The 17,961-nt window shown below is 73.1% G+C and carries 15 protein-coding genes and 2 pseudogenes; 11 read left to right on the plus strand and 6 right to left on the minus strand.

All coding sequences use genetic code 11. The features are described from left to right. The first annotated feature begins 46 nt into the window (after positions 1 to 46). The gene (locus AB0L29_RS21580; protein WP_365829318.1) at positions 47 to 436 is read left to right on the plus strand and encodes a MarR family transcriptional regulator; all 390 of its coding nucleotides are present in this window, start codon (positions 47 to 49) and stop codon (positions 434 to 436) included. Positions 437 to 1,184: 748 nt separating this feature from the next. Here the strand turns inward: AB0L29_RS21580 and AB0L29_RS21585 are convergent. Together AB0L29_RS21585 and AB0L29_RS21590 are read right to left on the minus strand one after the other, a co-directional pair. Continuing rightward, positions 1,185 to 2,063 carry an SDR family oxidoreductase gene (locus tag AB0L29_RS21585; protein WP_365829319.1) on the minus strand — a complete coding sequence of 293 codons (879 nt, stop codon included), beginning with the start codon at positions 2,061 to 2,063 and terminating at the stop codon, positions 1,185 to 1,187. A 361-nt stretch (positions 2,064 to 2,424) separates the two neighbouring features. Beyond that, positions 2,425 to 3,594: an MFS transporter gene (locus AB0L29_RS21590; protein ID WP_365829340.1), complete on the minus strand. Its 1,170-nt coding sequence runs from the start codon at positions 3,592 to 3,594 to the stop codon at positions 2,425 to 2,427. Positions 3,595 to 4,031: 437 nt separating this feature from the next. Between AB0L29_RS21590 and AB0L29_RS21595 the strand changes: the two genes are divergently transcribed. The 6 genes from AB0L29_RS21595 to AB0L29_RS21620 all read left to right on the plus strand — a co-directional run bounded on the left by AB0L29_RS21595 (position 4,032) and on the right by AB0L29_RS21620 (position 9,389). Further along, positions 4,032 to 4,631: a GNAT family N-acetyltransferase gene (locus tag AB0L29_RS21595; RefSeq protein WP_365829320.1), complete on the plus strand. Its 600-nt coding sequence runs from the start codon at positions 4,032 to 4,034 to the stop codon at positions 4,629 to 4,631. Positions 4,632 to 4,643: 12 nt separating this feature from the next. Further along, positions 4,644 to 5,660, plus strand: a complete 1,017-nt coding sequence (locus AB0L29_RS21600) for an amino acid ABC transporter permease (RefSeq protein ID WP_365829321.1) — start codon at positions 4,644 to 4,646, stop codon at positions 5,658 to 5,660. Between the two features lie 8 nt (positions 5,661 to 5,668). After that, positions 5,669 to 6,421 (plus strand): amino acid ABC transporter ATP-binding protein, encoded by a 753-nt coding sequence (locus tag AB0L29_RS21605; RefSeq protein WP_365829341.1) that lies wholly within the window; start codon positions 5,669 to 5,671, stop codon positions 6,419 to 6,421. 34 nt (positions 6,422 to 6,455) lie between these two features. Next, positions 6,456 to 7,445: an ABC transporter substrate-binding protein gene (locus tag AB0L29_RS21610; protein ID WP_365829322.1), complete on the plus strand. Its 990-nt coding sequence runs from the start codon at positions 6,456 to 6,458 to the stop codon at positions 7,443 to 7,445. Positions 7,446 to 7,653: 208 nt separating this feature from the next. Further along, entirely contained in the window at positions 7,654 to 8,877 is a 1,224-nt protein-coding gene (locus AB0L29_RS21615) for an acyl-CoA dehydrogenase family protein (protein WP_365829323.1), read from the plus strand. 53 nt (positions 8,878 to 8,930) lie between these two features. After that, positions 8,931 to 9,389: an Rrf2 family transcriptional regulator gene (locus AB0L29_RS21620; protein WP_365829324.1), complete on the plus strand. Its 459-nt coding sequence runs from the start codon at positions 8,931 to 8,933 to the stop codon at positions 9,387 to 9,389. Between the two features lie 192 nt (positions 9,390 to 9,581). Here the strand turns inward: AB0L29_RS21620 and AB0L29_RS21625 are convergent, their stop codons facing one another. Beyond that, a complete protein-coding gene (locus AB0L29_RS21625) occupies positions 9,582 to 11,033 on the minus strand; it encodes a glyceraldehyde-3-phosphate dehydrogenase (protein WP_365829325.1) in 1,452 nt (483 codons plus the stop codon). 486 nt (positions 11,034 to 11,519) lie between these two features. Here AB0L29_RS21625 and AB0L29_RS21630 point away from each other — a divergent pair, with 486 nt between their 5' ends. From AB0L29_RS21630 to htpG, 3 genes are all read left to right on the plus strand, one after another. Further along, on the plus strand, positions 11,520 to 12,473 hold the full coding sequence (locus tag AB0L29_RS21630) for a hypothetical protein (RefSeq protein WP_365829326.1): 954 nt from the start codon (positions 11,520 to 11,522) through the stop codon (positions 12,471 to 12,473). 119 nt (positions 12,474 to 12,592) lie between these two features. After that, positions 12,593 to 13,285 carry a class F sortase gene (locus AB0L29_RS21635; RefSeq protein ID WP_365829327.1) on the plus strand — a complete coding sequence of 231 codons (693 nt, stop codon included), beginning with the start codon at positions 12,593 to 12,595 and terminating at the stop codon, positions 13,283 to 13,285. A 174-nt stretch (positions 13,286 to 13,459) separates the two neighbouring features. Further along, positions 13,460 to 15,358 (plus strand): molecular chaperone HtpG, encoded by a 1,899-nt coding sequence (htpG, locus tag AB0L29_RS21640; RefSeq protein ID WP_365829328.1) that lies wholly within the window; start codon positions 13,460 to 13,462, stop codon positions 15,356 to 15,358. A 49-nt stretch (positions 15,359 to 15,407) separates the two neighbouring features. Here the strand turns inward: htpG and AB0L29_RS21645 are convergent. Further along, positions 15,408 to 15,623, minus strand: a pseudogene (locus tag AB0L29_RS21645) (hypothetical protein); the annotation flags it as partial. 327 nt (positions 15,624 to 15,950) lie between these two features. On the opposite strand from AB0L29_RS21645, the gene AB0L29_RS21650 reads away from it, so the two are divergent. After that, positions 15,951 to 16,403: a phospholipase gene (locus AB0L29_RS21650; protein WP_365829329.1), complete on the plus strand. Its 453-nt coding sequence runs from the start codon at positions 15,951 to 15,953 to the stop codon at positions 16,401 to 16,403. Between the two features lie 191 nt (positions 16,404 to 16,594). Here the strand turns inward: AB0L29_RS21650 and AB0L29_RS21655 are convergent, their stop codons facing one another. Next, positions 16,595 to 17,287 (minus strand): phosphatase PAP2 family protein, encoded by a 693-nt coding sequence (locus AB0L29_RS21655; protein WP_365829330.1) that lies wholly within the window; start codon positions 17,285 to 17,287, stop codon positions 16,595 to 16,597. A 443-nt stretch (positions 17,288 to 17,730) separates the two neighbouring features. Beyond that, positions 17,731 to 17,961: pseudogene (locus tag AB0L29_RS21660) on the minus strand (heavy metal translocating P-type ATPase); the annotation flags it as partial.

Raw genomic sequence — 17,961 nt, forward strand, 5'->3', positions numbered from 1 at the left:
ATTTAATTACCGTGCAACAATCCTTCTTCTCTGTTACGGTGCGGCCATGTCGGTGAAGCGGGCCGAGCAGGCGCTCGTGGAACAGTGGCGGGACATCCTGGCGCTGCACGCGCGCACCCAGGGCGAACTCGACCGTGCCCTGAGCGGCCACGGCCTGTGCGCGAGCGACTTCGAGGTCCTCGACGTACTGGCCGAGTGCGCACAGGGCGGCCCCGCCTACCGCGTCCAGGAGATATCCGGGCGCGTCCACCTCAGCCAGAGCGCGCTGTCGCGGCTGATCGCCCGCCTGGAGAAGGACGGGCTCGTCCAGCGCTGCATGTGCCCGGAGGACCGGCGGGGCGTACGGGTCGCGCTCACCGCGAAGGGGCGCGCGCTGCACGGCGAGGTGCTGCCCGTGCAGCGCGCGGTGCTGGCGCGGACGCTCGCGGACGGCTGACCCGGGGCTGATCCGGGGAGGGGCCCTGGACGACGGCCGAGGTCTCCCGCCACGGGGCGGCGGGCGCCGGGCCGCCCGTCGCGGCCGGTACGGGGATCCTGCGCCACGGTGCCGGGTACGACTGCCCGGCCACTCCGGCCGCTCCGGCCGGGCAGTCGTACCCGGCGTCCCCGCCGGCGCCCCGCGCGGCCACGGGCGGCTCCGGGGACAGCCATACGGTCCACACCGCGTCCGCGTCCTCGGCGCGCACCCGCGGCACGTGCGGACTCTCGTGCGTACCCGCAGGACGCGCGGGGCTCCCGGTGCGGACCCGGCTCTCGGGGCGGGCGTGGAAGCCGCGCAGCGGTTCGCCGGTGCCCTGCACCGCGAAGTCCACGCGAAGGCGGTGGACTCGCCGCCGCGCGCCGCCTTCGCGTCGGACCGGCGCACGGCGGTCCCGTACGCCCGGCGCCGGGCCCGGAGGCCGGCGGGGAGGGCGCGGGCAGGAAGGTGAAGCAGTCCGGGCCGGGCGGCGCACCACGCCGGTGTGCTCCGGCGGGGCGCGCACCTGCCGGCCGGAGCAGGACGGCACTTCGGCTTCCGCCCCGGCCTGTTCGGCGGCAATGGCCCGCAACCGGCCTTCTTCGTCCGGGATTTCGGGGAACCGGACGGTCTCCACGGCGCCGGGTCCGCCGCAGGCAGCAGCCCGCGGGGCACGACGCCGTTCCCGCGGCCGAGCCGCCCCTCCCGCAAGGCCGGGCGCGGGGCCCTACGGCAGCGGCGTCCCGCCCGTCGCGTTGACGATCTCCGCCGTGATGTACGACGCCTCCTGGGAGGCGAGGAAGACGTACGCGGGGGCCATCTCGGCCGGCTGCGCGGGCCGCCCGATGGGCGCCTGCTTGCCGAACTCCTGAGTGTCGGGCATGGTCGCCGGGATCAGCGGCGTCCACACCGGGCCCGGCGCCACGGCGTTGACGCGGATGCCCCGGTCGATCACCATCTGCGCCAGCCCCTGGGTGAAGGTGACGATCGCGCCCTTGGTCGTCGCGTAGTCCAGCAGGTGCGGACTGGGCTTGTACGCCTGCACCGAGGTCGAGTTGATGATGCTGCCGCCCTCGCGCATGTGCGGCAGGGCGAACTTGCACAGCCAGAACATGCCGTACAGGTTGGTGCGCATCACCCGGTCGAACTGCTCGGTGGAGATCGCCTCGATGCCGTCGGGCTGCGACATCTGGTACGCCGCGTTGTTCACCAGGATGTCGATCCGGCCGAACTCGGACACCGCGCGCTCGACGAGCGCCCGGCAGTTCTCCTCCTCCCGGATGTCGCACGAGACGGGCACGGCCCGCCGGCCGGCCTCCTCCACCAGCCGGACGGTCTCGGCGGCGTCGTCCTTCTCGTCCTCCAGGTAGGTGAAGAGGACGTCCGCCCCCTCACGGGCGAACGCCAGGGCGACCGCCCGTCCGATGCCGGAGTCCCCGCCGGTGATCACGGCCTTGCGGTCCGTCAGCCGGCCGCTGCCCCGGTACGACTCCTCCCCGTGGTCCGGGGGCGGGTCCATCGGGCCGGTCCAGCCGGGGTGCGGCTGGTCCTGGGAGGGGAAGTCGGGCTGCGCGTGCTGCTCGGTGGGGTGCTGCTGGTCGGTCACGGGCTCGTCTCCTTGTCGGTGGGGGTACCCGGTGGGATCACCGGTGCTCGACGACGGGGGATCGAGTACCCCGGACATCGCGGTGTCGATCAGGTGAGCCGCACACGGCACCCTTCCGGGCCCACGGAGGGCGGGGTGCGGTGTGCCCGGGCTTCGGACGGGGGCGGGGCGGGCCCGGCCGGCCGGGGTGGCTGCCCGTCGTGGGCGTCCGGCCGCGGACGGGCCGGGCGCGGCCGGGGGAGGGCGGCCGTCCGCCGTCGGCCCCGGCGGCTCACGGGGCGAGCGCGCTCGAAGGAGGACGGCCCCCGTCGTCGGCCCACGGCCGCACCCGGATCGAGGCCGGCCCACCGGGCCGCCCGCGTCAGTCCCCGGCCGCCCGGCGCGTCACGAACCCGATGACCGCGGCCAGCGCCGCGAGTGCCGCCACGCTGGTGAGCGCGGTCGGCAAGGTGAACCAGTCCGCCATGAACCCGATCGCGGGCGGTCCGAGCAGCATGCCGCCGTAGCCGAGCGTTGAGGCGGTGGCCACCCCGCCGGGGCCGGCGAGGGTGCCGGCGCGCTCGACGGCCACCGGGAAGAGGTTCGCGAGGCCGATCCCGGCGACCGCGTAACCGAGCAGGGCCGCCCACAGGGAAGGGGCGAGCGAGCCGAGCAGCATCCCGGTCGCCGCGGTGGCGCCGCCCGCGACCACGGTCCGGGTCCGGCCGAGCCGTTCGAGCAGCACCGTCCCGGTCAGCCGTCCCACCGTCATGGCCAGCGCGAAGCAGGAGTAGCCGGCGGCGGCGGCTCCCGGGGAGGCGCCGAGGTCCTGTTCGAGGTGCAGGGCGCCCCAGTCGGCCAGGGCCCCCTCGCCGTACGCGGTGCACAGGGCGATCAGGCCGAAGACGATCACGAGCGCGCGGGTACGACCGTCCACGCGGCGCGGGGCGCCGGCCTCGCGGGGCGTCCGGTCCGGTGCCGCGGGCGGCTCGCACCGCAGGAGCGCGCGCCCCGCCACGGCGGTCACCAGCAGTCCGGCGACGGCGAGGCCCAGCAGGTGCCGGGCGGGGGAGAGGGAACCGGCGACGAGCCCGCCGAGCCCCGCGCCGATCATGCCGCCCAGGCTGAAGGCGGCGTGGAAGCTCGGCATGACCGGCCGCCGCAGCGCGGCCACCAGCTCGACGGCGGCGCTGTTGAAGGCGACGTTGATGCCGCCGTAGGCGGCGCCGAAGACCAGCAGCACGGCGCCGAGGGCGAGGGCGGAGTGGGTGAGCGGGGGCAGGGTGACGCTGAGGCAGAGCAGGACGGCGCAGACGACGGTGACCTGGTGGTTGCCGTAGCGGCGGCACAGGCGGCCGGTGAGCGTCATCGTGACGACGGCTCCGGCGGAGACGCCGAGGAGGGCGAGCCCGAGGGCGCTGGCGGAGGCGCCGGTCTGGTCCTTGATGGCGGGGATGCGGACGACCCACCCGGCGAAGACGAAGCCGTCGAGGGCGAAGAAGGCGGTCAGGGCGATGCGGAGGCGGGTGAGGTCGGGGGAGTGGCCCGGCACGGCACTGTGCGGGCGGATTTTGTTTATTTCCGGCACAAAATCAGGCTAAGGGCGGGCCGGAACGGGGGCAAGGGAGCCGGGCGTCCCCCGGGTCCGCCGGCCGCCGGGCGGGTTGTAACACGTACATGGCATGCCCACGAAGGTGTCGTTGCAGTGCCGGCCGGGGGAAGCCACTTGCATTGACCGGCTTTCGACCCCTGGCTAGGTTCGCCGGTATGCGGATCTTCGAGCGCTTCCACAAGCGGCGGGCCATCGATCTGATGCGCGTCGCCACCGCGGTGTGTAGCTGAGTCCCCCGGGGGTGCCGCCTCCCTTCTCGGCGCCCGTCTCTTTCCGGCACCCGTTTCGCCCCGCCGCGCCCCGGCCGTCCCTCGCCGCTCCCCGCCGTCCGGGGCCTCGCCCCCACCCGGCGGCCCTCTCCTTCCCCGAAGGCATCGATGACTTCTCGCACCGGCATGCCCGGATCCAGGTCCGCGGCCGCATCGGCCGCGCTCTCCCCCGCCCCCGGCCTGACGTTCGTCGAGGTCGCGGTCCGCGACCCCCGGGTGAAACCCCTGTTGCGCGAACTCGGCGAGGAGTACTCGGCGCGCTACGGCAAGGACGCCCACGCCGAGCTCGCGCGCTATCCCGACGAGGAGTTCACCGCCCCGCACGGCGGCGTCCTGCTCCTGCTCCTGCAGGGCGCCGAGCCCGTCGCGGGCGGCGCCTTCCGCCGGTACGACGCGACCACCGCCGAACTGAAGCGGATCTGGACCCACTCGGCCCACCGCAGGCGCGGCCTGGCCCGCCGGGTCGTCGCCGAGCTGGAGCGCGAGGCGGCCGCCCGCGGCTACCGCCGCGTCTACCTCACCACCGGACCGCGCCAGCCCGAGGCCCGCGGCCTGTACCTGGCCACCGGCTACACACCCCTGTTCGACCAGGAGGCCGACCCGGAGACCATCGGCCCGCTCCCCTTCGAGAAACACCTCGCCGCCCGTGTCCGCACGGCGGCCCCGGCCCCGGCCGCGCCCGCACCCCGCCCGAGCACGACCACCTGAGCAGGAACGCCGATGGGACTCACCACCGACCCCGCCTCCGCGCCACCCGGCGCGCCCGCACCGCACGCGCCGGCCCTCCCCGGGGACCCGGCCTCGCTGAAGGTCGTCCCCGTGCGCCACCGCGCCCGGTGGGCGGCGGCCGCCGCCGTGACCGTGCTGGTCGCCCAGTTCGTGCACGGCCTGGCCACCAACCCCGTCTGGGAGTGGGGCGTCTTCAGCGACTACGTCCTGTCCGAGACCATCGTCCAGGCCGTGTGGGTGACCCTCCAGCTCACCGCGTACGCCACGGTGCTGGGCTTCCTCCTCGGCACCGTCCTGGCCTTCATGCGGCTGTCGCGCAGCCCGGTGCTGCGCACCGTCGCCTGGGCCTACGTCTGGGTCTTCCGGTCCATCCCGATGATCGTCCAGCTGGTGTTCTGGTTCAACCTGAGCGCCCTGTACAGGGAGCTGGGGGTCGGCATCCCCTTCGGGCCGGTGTTCTGGTCCGTCGACAGCAACAGCCTCATCGGCACCATCGGCGCCGCCGTCATCGGACTGACGCTCCATCAGGCCGCCTACGCCGCCGAGATCGTCCGGGGCGGCGTCGTCTCGGTCGATCCGGGGCAGCTGGAGGCCGCCGCCGCGCTGGGCATCCCCCGGCTGCGGCAGATCCGCCGGATCGTGCTGCCGCAGGCCATGCGGGCCATCCTGCCCACCGCGGGCAACGAGGTCATCGGCCTGCTGAAGGGCACGTCGGTGGTCTACGTGATGTCCATCGGCGAGCTGTTCTACCAGGTGCAGGTGATCTACGGCCGCAACGGCCGGGTCGTCCCGCTGCTGCTGGTGGCCACCGCCTGGTACGTGGTGCTGACCTCCCTGCTGTCGGTCGCGCAGCACTACGTGGAACGCCGCTTCGCCCGGGGCACCGGCCGCACCCCGCCGCCCGCCCCGCTCCGGCGCGTCCGGGGCCTCGTCGCCGGCCTGCGCGCGGCGGCGGACCGGCGCGACCGGCCCGTCGCGCTCCCGAGGATTCCGGGGGAGGGCCGGTGAGCCGGGTGATGGTGGACGTCCGCGACGTCCACAAGAGCTTCGGCACGCTGGAAGTGCTGCGCGGCGTGAACCTCCGGGTGCACGCCGGCGAGGTCACGGTGATCCTCGGCCCGTCCGGCTCCGGCAAGTCCACGCTGCTGCGCGCCGTCAACCGCCTGGAGAAGGCCGACCGCGGCTGGATCGGCGTCGACGGCGAGCTCATCGGCTACCGCCGCTCCGGCGACAGGCTGTACGAGCTGAGGGAGAAGGACCTCCTGCGGCAGCGCACCCGCATCGGGTTCGTCTTCCAGGACTTCAACCTCTTCCCGCACCTCACCGTGCTGGACAACCTTCTCGAGGCCCCCGTCCACGCGCTGCGCCGTCCGCGCGGGGAGGCCGAGGAGGCCGCCCGCCGGCTGCTGCACAGGGTGGGCCTGGCCGACCGGGCCGGCGCCTACCCGCGGCAGCTGTCCGGCGGCCAGCGGCAGCGCGTGGCCATCGCCCGCGCGCTCGCCCTGGAACCGAAGGTGCTGCTCCTCGACGAGCCCACCTCGGCGCTCGACCCCGAACTGGTCGGCGAGGTCCTCGACGTCGTCAGGGACCTGGCCCGCACCGGAACCACCATGATCGTCGTGACCCACGAGATCGGCTTCGCCCGCGAGGTCGCCGACACCGTGGTCTTCATGGACGGCGGTGTCGTGGTGGAGCAGGGACCGCCCGCGGCCGTCCTGGACGACCCCCGGCACGAACGCACCCGCGCCTTCCTCTCCAAGGTCCTCTGACCCGCCCTGTTGTCCCTGCGCAAGGAGAACGACCGTGTCCACCCACGTCCGCCGCACCGCCGCAACCGCGTTCGCGCTCGCCACCGCCCTCGTCCTCGCCGCCTGCGCCAACCCCTCCGACGGCACCACCACCGAGGTCGCGAACGCCGCGGGCACCAAGACGAAGATCAACACCAGTCCCGACCAGAACCGCGTCACCACGAAGAGGGTCGACTCCATAGCCGCCGAGGTCCCGGAGCGGATCCGCAGGAGAGGCACCCTGGAGATCGTCGCCTCCTCCGGTTCCGCCGCGCCGCTGACCTTCCACGCCACCGACGACAAGACGGTCATCGGCGTCGAACCCGACATCGCCCACCTGGTCGCCGACGTCCTCGGCCTGAAGGCGCGCATCACCACCGTGTCCTGGGAGAACATCTTCGTCGGCCTCGACAGCGCCAAGTACGACGTCGGCTTCAGCAACATCACCGTCACCGAGGAGCGCAAGGAGAAGTACGACTTCGCCACCTACCGCGAGGACAACCTGGCCTTCGAGGCGAGGAAGGGCAGCGGTCTGAAGGTCGAGGGACCCAAGGACGTGGCGGGCAGGACGGTCGCCGTGTCCAGCGGCACCAACCAGGAGAAGCTGCTCGTCGAGTGGAGCGAGGAGAACGAGAAGGCCGGCCGCGAGCCGGTGGACATCAAGTACTACCAGGACGACAGCGACACCTACCTCGCCCTGCAGTCCGGCCGCATCGACCTCTACCTCGGCCCGCACCCGACCGCCGCCTACCACGCGGCCACCACCGGGAAGACGGAGGTCGTCGGCACGTACTCCGGCGCCGGCGCCACCCTCCAGGGGCTCATCGCGGCCACCACCAAGAAGGACAACGGGCTCGTCGACGCGCTCGCCGACGCGCTCGACGAGGTCGTCGGCAACGGCACGTACGCGAAGGTGCTGGAGCGCTGGGGTCTGGCCGGCGAGGCCGTCGGCACCTCGGAGATCAACCCTCCGGGCCTGCCGAAGACCGGCGGGCAGCGGTCCTGATGGGGCCGCGAGGCCACCGCCCCCGCCCGCCGCCGTCCGGGCGGTCCGCTCCTCCCGCTGCCGCGGACTCCCCGGCCGGGGGCGGACTTCGGCCACAGGGGAATCATTTCCCCAGTTTTCCTACTGATTTACTAGGGAAGTGTTGACGCCGGTCGGCGGCCGCGTGAGCATGACGACACGCCCCCTCCCGCTGCGAAGGACGACCGCCATGACCGAGGCCCCACCGGCACCGACCGAAGCAGGGGCCGGGCCGGCGCACTGGCTGCGCACGGCCCGGGACCTGGCGGACGACCTCGCCACGGACGCGGCCGAGCGCGAACAGGCCGGCAAGGCACCGTTCGACGAGGTCGCGCGGCTGCGCGAGGCGGGGCTGCTGACCCTGCTCGTCCCCTCGGCGCACGGCGGCGCCGGCGCCGACTGGCGCACGGCCTACGCGGTGGTGCGGACCGTCGCGGCGGCCGACGGCACGATCGGCCACCTGCTCGGCATCCACTACTTCCTGTCCTGCACCGCCCGGTTCTTCGCGAGCCCCGCCCTCGCCGCGCGCGTGGAGCGCGAGTCGGCGGCCGGGCAGTGGTGCTGGGGAGGCGGCGTCGCCTCCCGGGAGGCGACGCTCACCCTGGTGCCCGCCGGGGACGGCTACGTCCTGGAGGGCCACCAGAGCCACACCGTCGCGGCGGGGGTGGCCGACCGGCTGGTCGTCCGCGCCGCCCGGGCCGGCACCGGGGAACCCCTGGCCGTCCTCGTCGACCCCGCTCACCCGGGCGTCGTGCACACCCACGACGCGGACACCTTCGGGGGGCGGCTGGCGGCCGGCGGCAGCGTGCTGTTCGACTCCGTGCCGGTCGCCGCCGACGCCGTGTTCGGCTCCCTCTCCCCGGACGAGGGTGTCCTGTCGCCCTTCGCGGCGCTCGCGGCACCGACCGCGCGTCTGGTCTCCGCCCAGTTCTGTCTCGGCGTCGCCGAGGGCCTGCTCGCCGAGACCCGCGAGTGCCGCAGGGCCGCCAACGCCGTCCGGCGGCCGTCCGCGCACCAGCCCTGGGCCGGCGGTCCCGCACAGGACCCGTACGCGCTGAGCGCCTACGGGGAGCTGACCGTCTCCGCGCGCGCCGCGGCCGCGCTCGCCGACCAGGCGGTCGAGGCGCTCCTGCGGGCCCTCGGACGGGGCGAGGAGCTCGACGACGAGGAGTGCGCGCGGACCGCCGTCCTCGCGAGCGCCGCCGAGGCCGCCGCCTCCCGGGCCGTGCAGGAGATCACCACCCGCGCCCTGGACGTGATCGGTGCGCGTGCCGCCTCCGCGCGGCTCGGACTCGACCGCTTCTGGCGCGACGCCCGCACCCACACCCTGCGGGAGCCGGCCGCCCAACGGCTGCGGGAGGTCGGGGACTACTTCCTCAACGGCACGCATCCCGTGTTCATCCTCCCCGCCTGACGGCGGACGCGGCCGGTGACAAAGGGGTGCCGGCGGTGGCGGATAATCGGGGCATGCGAATCTCGGCCAGGGCGGACTACGCGGTGCGGGCCGCGCTGGAACTGGCCGCGGCGGGCGACGACGCCTCCCTCAAGGCCGAGACGATCGCCACGGCCCAGGGCATTCCGCACAAGTTCCTCGAAGGCATCCTCGGCGACCTGCGCCGCAGCGGACTCGTGGTCAGCCGGCGCGGCGGGAACGGCGGCTACCGGCTGGCCCGCCCGGCGGACTCGATCGCCATCGCCGACGTGATCCGCGCGGCGGACGGACCGCTCGTGTCGGTACGGGGCGTGCGCCCGCCGCAGCTCACCTACACCGGTCCGGCCGAGTCGCTCCTGCCGCTGTGGATCGCGGTGCGCGCCAACGTCCGCAAGATCCTCGGCGAGGTCACGCTGGCCGACGTGGCCACGGCCGCGCTGCCCGACGAGGTCCTCGGCCTCGCCGAGGACCCGGAGGCCTGGACCAACCCCTGACGTCCGCCGGACCCCGGCCTGCGGGACACGGTCCGCGGCGCCCGCGCGGACCGGACCGCCGCGCGCCCGAGCCGGCCGCCGCGCCCGGTCGCCGGCGGTCGCGGGGGAGGGCGGCCGGACCCCTCATCCGGATCGGTCGCCCTCTCCCCGCGGTGCCCGCCCGCCCCGACGGCGGGCCGGGCGGCTTCGGGATCAGACCGCCGGGGCCGGGTAGGTCGGGTACTCCACTCCGGAGACGTGCTGGACGACGCGGATGACCTGGCAGGAGTAGCCGAACTCGTTGTCGTACCACAGGTAGAGGATGGCGTTGTCGCCCTCGACCTTGGTGGCGCCCGCGTCGACGATCGAGGCGTGGCGGGAGCCGATGAAGTCGCTGGAGACGGCGTCCGGGGCGCTGATGAAGTCGATCTGGCGCTTGAGCGGCGAGGTCAGCGAGACACCCCGGAGGTAGTCCAGGACCTCCTCGCGGGTGGTCTCGCGGGCGAGCTGGAGGTTGAGGATCGCGATCGACACGTCCGGCACCGGGACGCGGATCGAGCTGCCGGTGATCTTCGCCTTGAGGTCGGGCAGCGCCTTGGCGACGGCGGAGGCGGCGCCCGTCTCGGTGATGACCATGTTGAGCGGCGCGGAACGGCCCCGGCGCTCGGACTTGTGGTAGTTGTCCAGCAGGTTCTGGTCGTTGGTGAACGAGTGGACCGTCTCGACGTGACCGCGCAGCACGCCGAACTCGTCCTCCATCGCCTTCAGCGGCGGGACGATCGCGTTGGTGGTGCAGGAGGCGCAGGACAGGATCCGCTCGTCCGGCTTGATGGTGTCGTGGTTGACGCCGTGCACGATGTTCGGGACGTCGCCCTTGCCCGGCGCGGTCAGGACGACCTTGTCGATGCCCGGGCGCAGGTGCTGCGACAGCCCCTCGCGGTCGCGCCACTTGCCGGTGTTGTCGATGAGGATGGCGTTCTTGATGCCGTACGCCGTGTAGTCGACCTCCGACGGGTCGCCCGCGTAGATCACCTTGATCTCGTTGCCGTTGGCGACGATCGTGCTGGTCGCCTCGTCGACGGTGATCGTGCCCTGGAACTGGCCGTGGATGGAGTCGCGGCGCAGCAGTGAGGCCCGCTTGACGAGATCCTCGGCGGCCCGGCCGCCGCCGCGCACCACGATGGCGCGCAGGCGCAGGCCGTTGCCGGAGCCGGCCTTCTCGATGAGCAGCCGGGCCACGAGCCGGCCGATGCGGCCGAAGCCGTACAGGACGACGTCGCGCGGCTCCCGGCGCTCGATCTTGTTGGCTCCCGTGGCGCCGGCGACGGCCTCGGCGGTGAACTCGTGCACCGTCAGTCCGCGGTCGTCGCTGCGGTACGTCGCGGCCAGCATGCCGATGTCGATCTGGGACGGGCCCAGGTCGAGCGCGGTGAGCGCCTGGAGGAACGGCATCGTCTCGGTGACGGAGAGCTCCTCACCGGCGATCTGCCGGGCGAACCGGTGGGTCTTCAGGATGCTGACCACCGACTTGTTCACCAGGGAGCGGCTGTGGAGGAGGACGGTGACGTCCCGCTCCCGGTGCAGCCTCCCGATGATCGGGATCATCGACTCCGCGATCTCCTCGCGGTTCTTCCAGTTGGTGAACGAGTCGTCGTTGACAGTCACGGGTCCATCTTTCGAGCTAGTCGGCGCTCATATGATAACCATGCCCTCTCCGGGCCGGTTGTAGGGGGTGCGGGTGCGGGCGCGGGCCCGGCGCCTCGTCGCCCGCGGTGCGGCCCGCGCCCGCGCCGGGGGAGCGCCGGAGTGCCGTACGTGTCGCCCGACCGCCGGCGGCAGCACCCCTGCCTCTCGTCGAGGGCTGCGGCGTCCCTGCGGGGGATGCCGGGGTGAAGATCGTCCCCATTCTCGTGCCGAAGGCCGGGACGAGCGGTGTGAGCAGGCGTTTTCATCTGCTCGCGGGCCGATCCGGCCGATGCCGGAGGGGCTTGTGAGGAGCGCCGGATACCGCCGTAGGAGTGGCTTCGTAACCCGAGTGAACGTCTCGAATGGTGCGAACCGTCGGAAGGGCTGACGGTGGATCACGTCGGGGCCGCGAACAGATCAGCTGATAAAGCGTCAGCAGCGCGGCTATGACGGAAGGATTCTCAGATGCGCTCTGCCCGCATGTTGCTCGCCACCGCAACGGCCACGGCCGCGGCCGCGCTCGCGCTCACCGCGCCGCTCGCCTACGCCGGGGGGGACCACGAGGACTCCTCCTACAGCAAGGAGCACGAGGACTCCTCACACGGCAAGAAGGAGGAGGACTCCTCGCACGACAAGAAGGAGGAGTCCTACGACAAGAAGGACGAGTCCTACGGCAAGAAGGAGGAGGACTCCTCGCACGACAAGAAGGAGGAGGACTCCTACAAGAAGGAGGAGGACTCCTACGGCAAGGAGCACGACAAGGGCAGCAAGCACGACAAGCCGCACGGCGGCGTGCACACCGGTGGCGGCGCGCTCACGACGGTGACCGGGGGCGACTGGGACTCCGACAAGAAGGAAGAGGACTCCCACGGCAAGGAGGAGGAGTCCTACGACAAGAAGGAGGAGGACTCCTACAAGGAGGAGGACTCCCACAAGAAGGACGAGGAGTCCTACGACAAGAAGGAAGAGGACTCCTACGGCAAGAAGGAGGACGAGTCCTACGACAAGAAGGAGGACGAGTCCTACGACAAGAAGGACGAGTCCTACGACAAGAAGGAGGAGGACTCCTACAAGAAGGAGGACTCCGACAAGAAGGAGTACGACAAGCCGCACGGCGGCGTGCACACCGGTGGCGGCGCGCTCGCGGCGCTGATCGGGGACGACTGGAGCAGCGAGAAGGACTCGAAGTACGACTCGGAGACCTACAAGAAGGACGGCGAGAAGTCCGAGGAGTCCGGGAACGGCAAGCACGACAAGGAGTCCTGGAACCACGACAAGCCGAGCGGCGGCATGCACACCGGTGGCGGCGCGCTCGCCGGCACGCCGGGCGTGACCGCCGGTGGGCTGGCCGCCCTCGCGGTGGCCGGTACCGGCATCTACGCGCTGCGGCGCAAGAAGGCGGCGGAAGGCGTGGCCTGACCGCTGTCCGGTCTCCTGACGGCCGTGGCCGCCGCCGCACGCGCCCCTCGCGCGGCGGCGGCCCGGCGCATCCTTCCGCGTGTCGTGTCCGCTGCCGTGCCCGAGTGAGGTGGTGTCCGATGGCAGCCAACCCTCCTACCGCTCCCGCTCCCGACCCGGTGCCTCCGCAGCGCAGATCCCACCGAAGCGTGACGGTGCTCTTCTGGAGCACGGCTGCCCTGTGGCTGGTGGTGAGCCTGATCGGCGGCCGTGCCGAGCCGCCGGACACCGGCCCGGCACCGCGGGCGGGCGCCGTGTCGGTCCTTCCGCCCCTGAAGGAGGGGACCGGCCGGGCGGACGCCGCCCGCCCGGGTAAGCACCTGCCGCGGTCCAAGCCCGTCCGCCTGCTCATCCCCAAGATCGCCGTCGACGCTCCCTTCACCGACCTGGCCATCGGCAGTACGGGCCAGCTCGAACCCCCGCCGGCCGACGACACCAACCTGGTCGGCTGGTACGCCAAGGGCGCCTCCCCCGGCGAGGTGGGTACGTCGATCATCGCCGGGCACGTGGACACGGCGACGTCCCCGGCCGTGTTCGCGGGCCTGAGCGTGCTGGAGAAGGGCGACCGGTTCCACGTGCTGCGCGCCGACGGGCGCAAGGCCACCTTCGTGGTGGACGAAGCGGAGTCGTTCGAGAAGGACCGCTTCCCCGACGAGCGCGTGTACGCCGACGGCCCGCGGGCCGAGGTCCGCCTGATCACCTGCGCGGGCGACTACGACCGCGAGGCCCGGGACTACACGGAGAACCTGGTGGTCTTCGCCCACCTGGTCTGAGGCGGGCACGGGTGTGCCGCGGCCGGTGTGCGGACCGGCCGCGGCACACCCGTGCGCCGGCCGTCATTTCCCGCCGCCTCCTGACCAAAGTCGGCATCCTCGCCCTGACATGGTGTTTTACAGTGACTGACACCAGTTCCGGCGACTTACGGACCCGTGAGGTAATCGCGAACCATGCCGACCGAAACGTTTGAGTTCCAGGTAGAGGCCCGTCAGCTGCTGCAGCTGATGATCCACTCGGTCTACTCGAACAAGGACGTGTTCCTGCGCGAACTCGTCTCCAACGCCTCCGACGCGCTGGACAAGCTGCGCCTGGAGAAGCTGCGCGACGACACGCTCGACGCCGACGTGTCCGACCTGCACGTCGAGATCGAGATCGACGAGGACGCCCGCACCCTCACCGTGCGGGACAACGGCATCGGGATGTCGTACGACGAGGTCGGGCAGCTCATCGGCACCATCGCCAACTCGGGCACGGCCAAGTTCCTCCAGGAGCTCAAGGAGGCCAAGGACGCGGCCGGAGCCGACCAGCTGATCGGCCAGTTCGGCGTGGGCTTCTACTCCGCCTTCATGGTCGCGGACGAGGTGACCCTGGTGACCCGCCGCGCCGGAGAGAGCCGGGGCACCCGCTGGTCGTCGCGCGGCGAGGGCACGTACACGCTGGAGAGCGTCGACGACGCCCCGCAGGGCACCGCCGTCACGCTGCACCTCAAGCCCGCGGACCCGGAGAACCAGCTCCACGACTACACCTCGACGTGGAAGATCAAGGAGATCGTCAAGCGGTACTCGGACTTCATCACCTGGCCGGTCCGGCTCGTCCCGCACAAGCCGGACGACGGCGGGAAGGCCTCCGAACCGGAGACGCTGAACTCGCAGAAGGCCCTGTGGGCGCGCTCGCGCGAGGAGGTGTCCGACGACGAGTACCACGAGCTGTACAAGCACATCAGCCACGACTGGCGCGACCCGCTGGAGACCATCCGGCTCCAGGCCGAGGGCACCTTCGAGTACCAGGCCCTGCTGTTCCTCCCGTCGCACGCCCCGCACGACCTGTTCACCCAGGGCTACCAGCGCGGTGTGCAGCTGTACGTCAAGCGCGTCTTCATCATGGACGACTGCGAGGCGCTGCTGCCGCCGTACCTGCGCTTCGTCAAGGGTGTCGTCGACGCGCAGGACCTCTCGCTCAACGTCTCCCGGGAGATCCTGCAGCAGGACCGGCACATCCGGATGATGCAGCGGCGGCTGACGAAGAAGGTCCTGTCCACGGTCAAGGACATGATGACCAAGGACCCGGAGCGGTACGCCACGTTCTGGCGGGAGTTCGGCGCCGTCCTGAAGGAGGGCCTGGTCACCGACGCCGAGAACCGTGACGCCATCCTCGCCGTCGCGTCCTTCGCCGGCACGCACGGCGACGAGCCGACCACGCTGAAGCAGTACGTCGAGCGGATGAAGGACGGGCAGGAGGACATCTACTACCTGACCGGCGAGTCCCGGCAGAGCATCGAGAACTCCCCGCACATGGAGGCCTTCCGGGCCAAGGGCATCGAGGTGCTGCTGCTCACCGACCCGGTCGACGAGGTGTGGGTCGACGCCGTCGGCGAGTACGAGGGCAAGCGGCTGCGGTCCGTCGCCAAGGGCGAGATCGACCTCGACGCGAAGGACGAGGAGAACACCGGGGAGGAGCGGGAGAAGCAGACCGAGGAGTACGGCGCCCTGCTCGGCTGGATGAAGGAGCAGCTGGACGAGGACGTCAAGGAGGTCCGGCTCTCCTCGCGCCTGACGACGTCCCCCGCCTGCCTGGTGTCCGACGCGCAGGACCTCACCCCGGCCCTGGAGAACATGTACCGGGCGATGGGCCAGGAGGTGCCGCGCACCAAGCGGATCCTCGAACTCAACCCCGGCCACCCGCTGGTGAAGGGCCTGAACCAGGCCTACCGGGAGCGCGAGGACAAGGCGGAGCTCACCGAGACCGCCGAACTGCTCCACGCCCTGGCGGTGCTCGCCGAGGGCGGTCAGCCCAAGGAGCCCGCCCGGTTCGTCAGGCTGGTGACGGACCGCCTGGAGCGCACGCTGTAGACGCGCACGCCGGCTGTGCGGCGCCCGCACCGCACGGCCGGCGGCTCGGTCACCGCCCGCGCCCCGCTCGTGCCGGGCTCCGGACGCGGGCGCGGCCCCGCGCCGGCGGCTTCCCCGGCAGCGGCCGGGCCGGCATCAGCGCGGCCACCGCGTACCCGGTCACCGCGAACGGCGGGCCGGCCAGTCCCGTGACGCTGCCGTCGCTGATCCGCAGGGCGCGCCGAAGCTGCTGCCCGGCGTCCGGGCCGAGGACGACGCGGATGACCCGGCGTCCGTGAAGGCCGGGGACGCCGTCTCGGACGCACCGGCGCCCGACTCGCCGTGCCGGAGGCGGGCGGGCCCGGCCGCCTGGGCGGGGCGACCGCGTGCGAGGCCGCGCCCGCCGGGCTCGGCCTCTTCGCAAGGCGCGGCCGGCGGGACGGGTGAGCGCTGCCGGGGACCGCGCCGCCCGGGGATGTCCACCCCTCGACGCCCCCTAATACTCGACGCCCCCTAATAACCGGGAATTGAAGGTTCCTTGGAGGCCGCCTGTGATTTTTTTGTCATGAACCTGCGGCCCGATGGGCGGGCCGCAGCCTCATGGAGGTGTGGGATGCACCGCAGACTCGCCACCGGCCTGGCGGCCTCGGCCCTGACCCTGGTCACCGTCGTCGGCACCGCCACGGCCGCGAACGCCGCGCCGGCCGACAAGGCCCAGGTCCTCGCGAGCTGGACGCAGACCAGCGCGTCGAGCTACAACCTGTGGGTCGCCGCCCGCGGGAACCAGGCCGCGTGGGCCGCGTACGGGTTCGACTGGTCCACCGACCTGTGCTCCTCCTCGCCGGACAACCCGCTCGGCTTCCCCTTCTCCACCTCCTGCGCCCGCCACGACTTCGGCTACCGCAACTACAAGGCCGCGGGCACCTTCAGCGCCAACAAGTCCCGCATCGACAGCGCCTTCTACGAGGACCTCAAGAGGGTCTGCGCCGGCTACGGCGGCGCCACCAGGACCACCTGCAACAGCACGGCGTGGACGTACTACCAGGCCGTCAAGGCCTTCGGCTGACGGACCGGCGGGTCCGCCGCCCGGCAGCCCGCGGGCCGGGCACCGGGCGTGGCCCCCGGCCGGGGCCCCCCCCGCCCCGGGGCGCCGACCCCCGCCGGCCCCGGCCGCCGGCGGTCGAGGGCCCCCCCCCCCCCCCCGCCGGGGGCGGCCCCGCCCCCGCGCCCCCGCCCCCCCCCCCCCCCGGCCGGGGCTCACCTCACCGAGCCGCCCCGCAGCCGCGCGCCGCTCGACGCCAGGGCCGCCCGCCACCTCGACGACGGAGCGGCCGCCGCCGCGGCCGCCGCCAGGGCGGTCGCGGCGCTCGCGATGCCGAGCACGGCACCCGCGGCGACGTCGCCCGGATAGTGCACGCCCGTGTGCACGCGCGAGTAGCCGACGGCGCCCGCCAGGACCCCGAGCGGCACCGCCGCCGGTGGCAGGACCACCCCGACGGCGGTGGCGAACGCGACCGCCGACGCGGTGTGCCCGGACGGGAACGACGCCGACGTCGGCATCGGGACGTGCCGGTCCACGGTCACCCGGGCCGCCTCCCGGTCCGGCCGCGCCCGGCGCACCAGGCGCTTGCCCAGCAGGTTGGCCGAGGCCGAGGCCACGCCGATCGCCCCGACCCCGGCGAGCGCGGCCCTTCGCGGCCGTGATCCGCCCAGGGCCAGAGCGGCGGCGACGGCGAACGAGATCTTCGAGTGGTCGGCCGTGTGGGACAGGCGGCGCAGCGCCCGGTCCAGGGTCGGCGTGGGCGTGGCGGCCACCGCGGCGTAGAGGGCGCCGTCCACGGCCCGCAGATCGTGCAGGACGGCGGCCAGGGCCCGCCCCGGTCCGGTGGCGGGGGCCTCGGCCGTGGCGAGGGGGCGGGCGGTGGCCTCGTCCGGAGTGGGTTCGGTCATGTGCTTCTCCTGCGGTGGCGATCCGGAGCACGGGCCCACGGCGGGGCACGCCCCGCCGTGGGCCGGGAGGCAATGAGTGCCCCACCCGGCGTCTTCCCACCCGGTGGCTCCGGTCACGGTGACGGCGGAACGGACTCCGCAGGCCTGCGGCCGGGCCCGGTCCGTCCCGCCGGCGAGAACGCCTTACCTCGACGGCACCCTGGTGGCGGCCGGTCTCGCCCGGGACCGGCGCCCCCATGGCGTTGCCGGGGAACGGGACCGTGCCGCGCCCCGGCACGTCCCGGCGGCCGGGACGACGAGCACGGGCCTTTCCGCATCGCCCGCGAGGCCCGTGCCGTCCTGCCCGGAGCACGGCCGCGCCACCTCTTCCGGCGCCGCGCACCGGTGAGGGGGCACCGCCGGTGCGCCTCACCGGCGGTGCCCCCGCGTTCCCGCCCGGCGGATCAGTCCGCGGCGCGGAAGGTGCGCAGCCGCAGCGAGTTGCCGACGACGAACACCGAGGAGAACGCCATGGCGGCCCCCGCGATCATCGGGTTGAGCAGGCCCGCCGCCGCGAGCGGCAGCGCGGCGACGTTGTACGCGAAGGCCCAGAAGAGGTTGGAGCGGATCGTGCCGAGGGTGCGGCGGGCGAGCCGGATGGCGTCCGCCGCGGCACGCAGGTCGCCCCGTACGAG

It is taken from the genome of Streptomyces sp. NPDC052701 (genome assembly GCF_040678355.1).
In the GTDB taxonomy this organism is placed as follows: domain Bacteria; phylum Actinomycetota; class Actinomycetes; order Streptomycetales; family Streptomycetaceae; genus Streptomyces.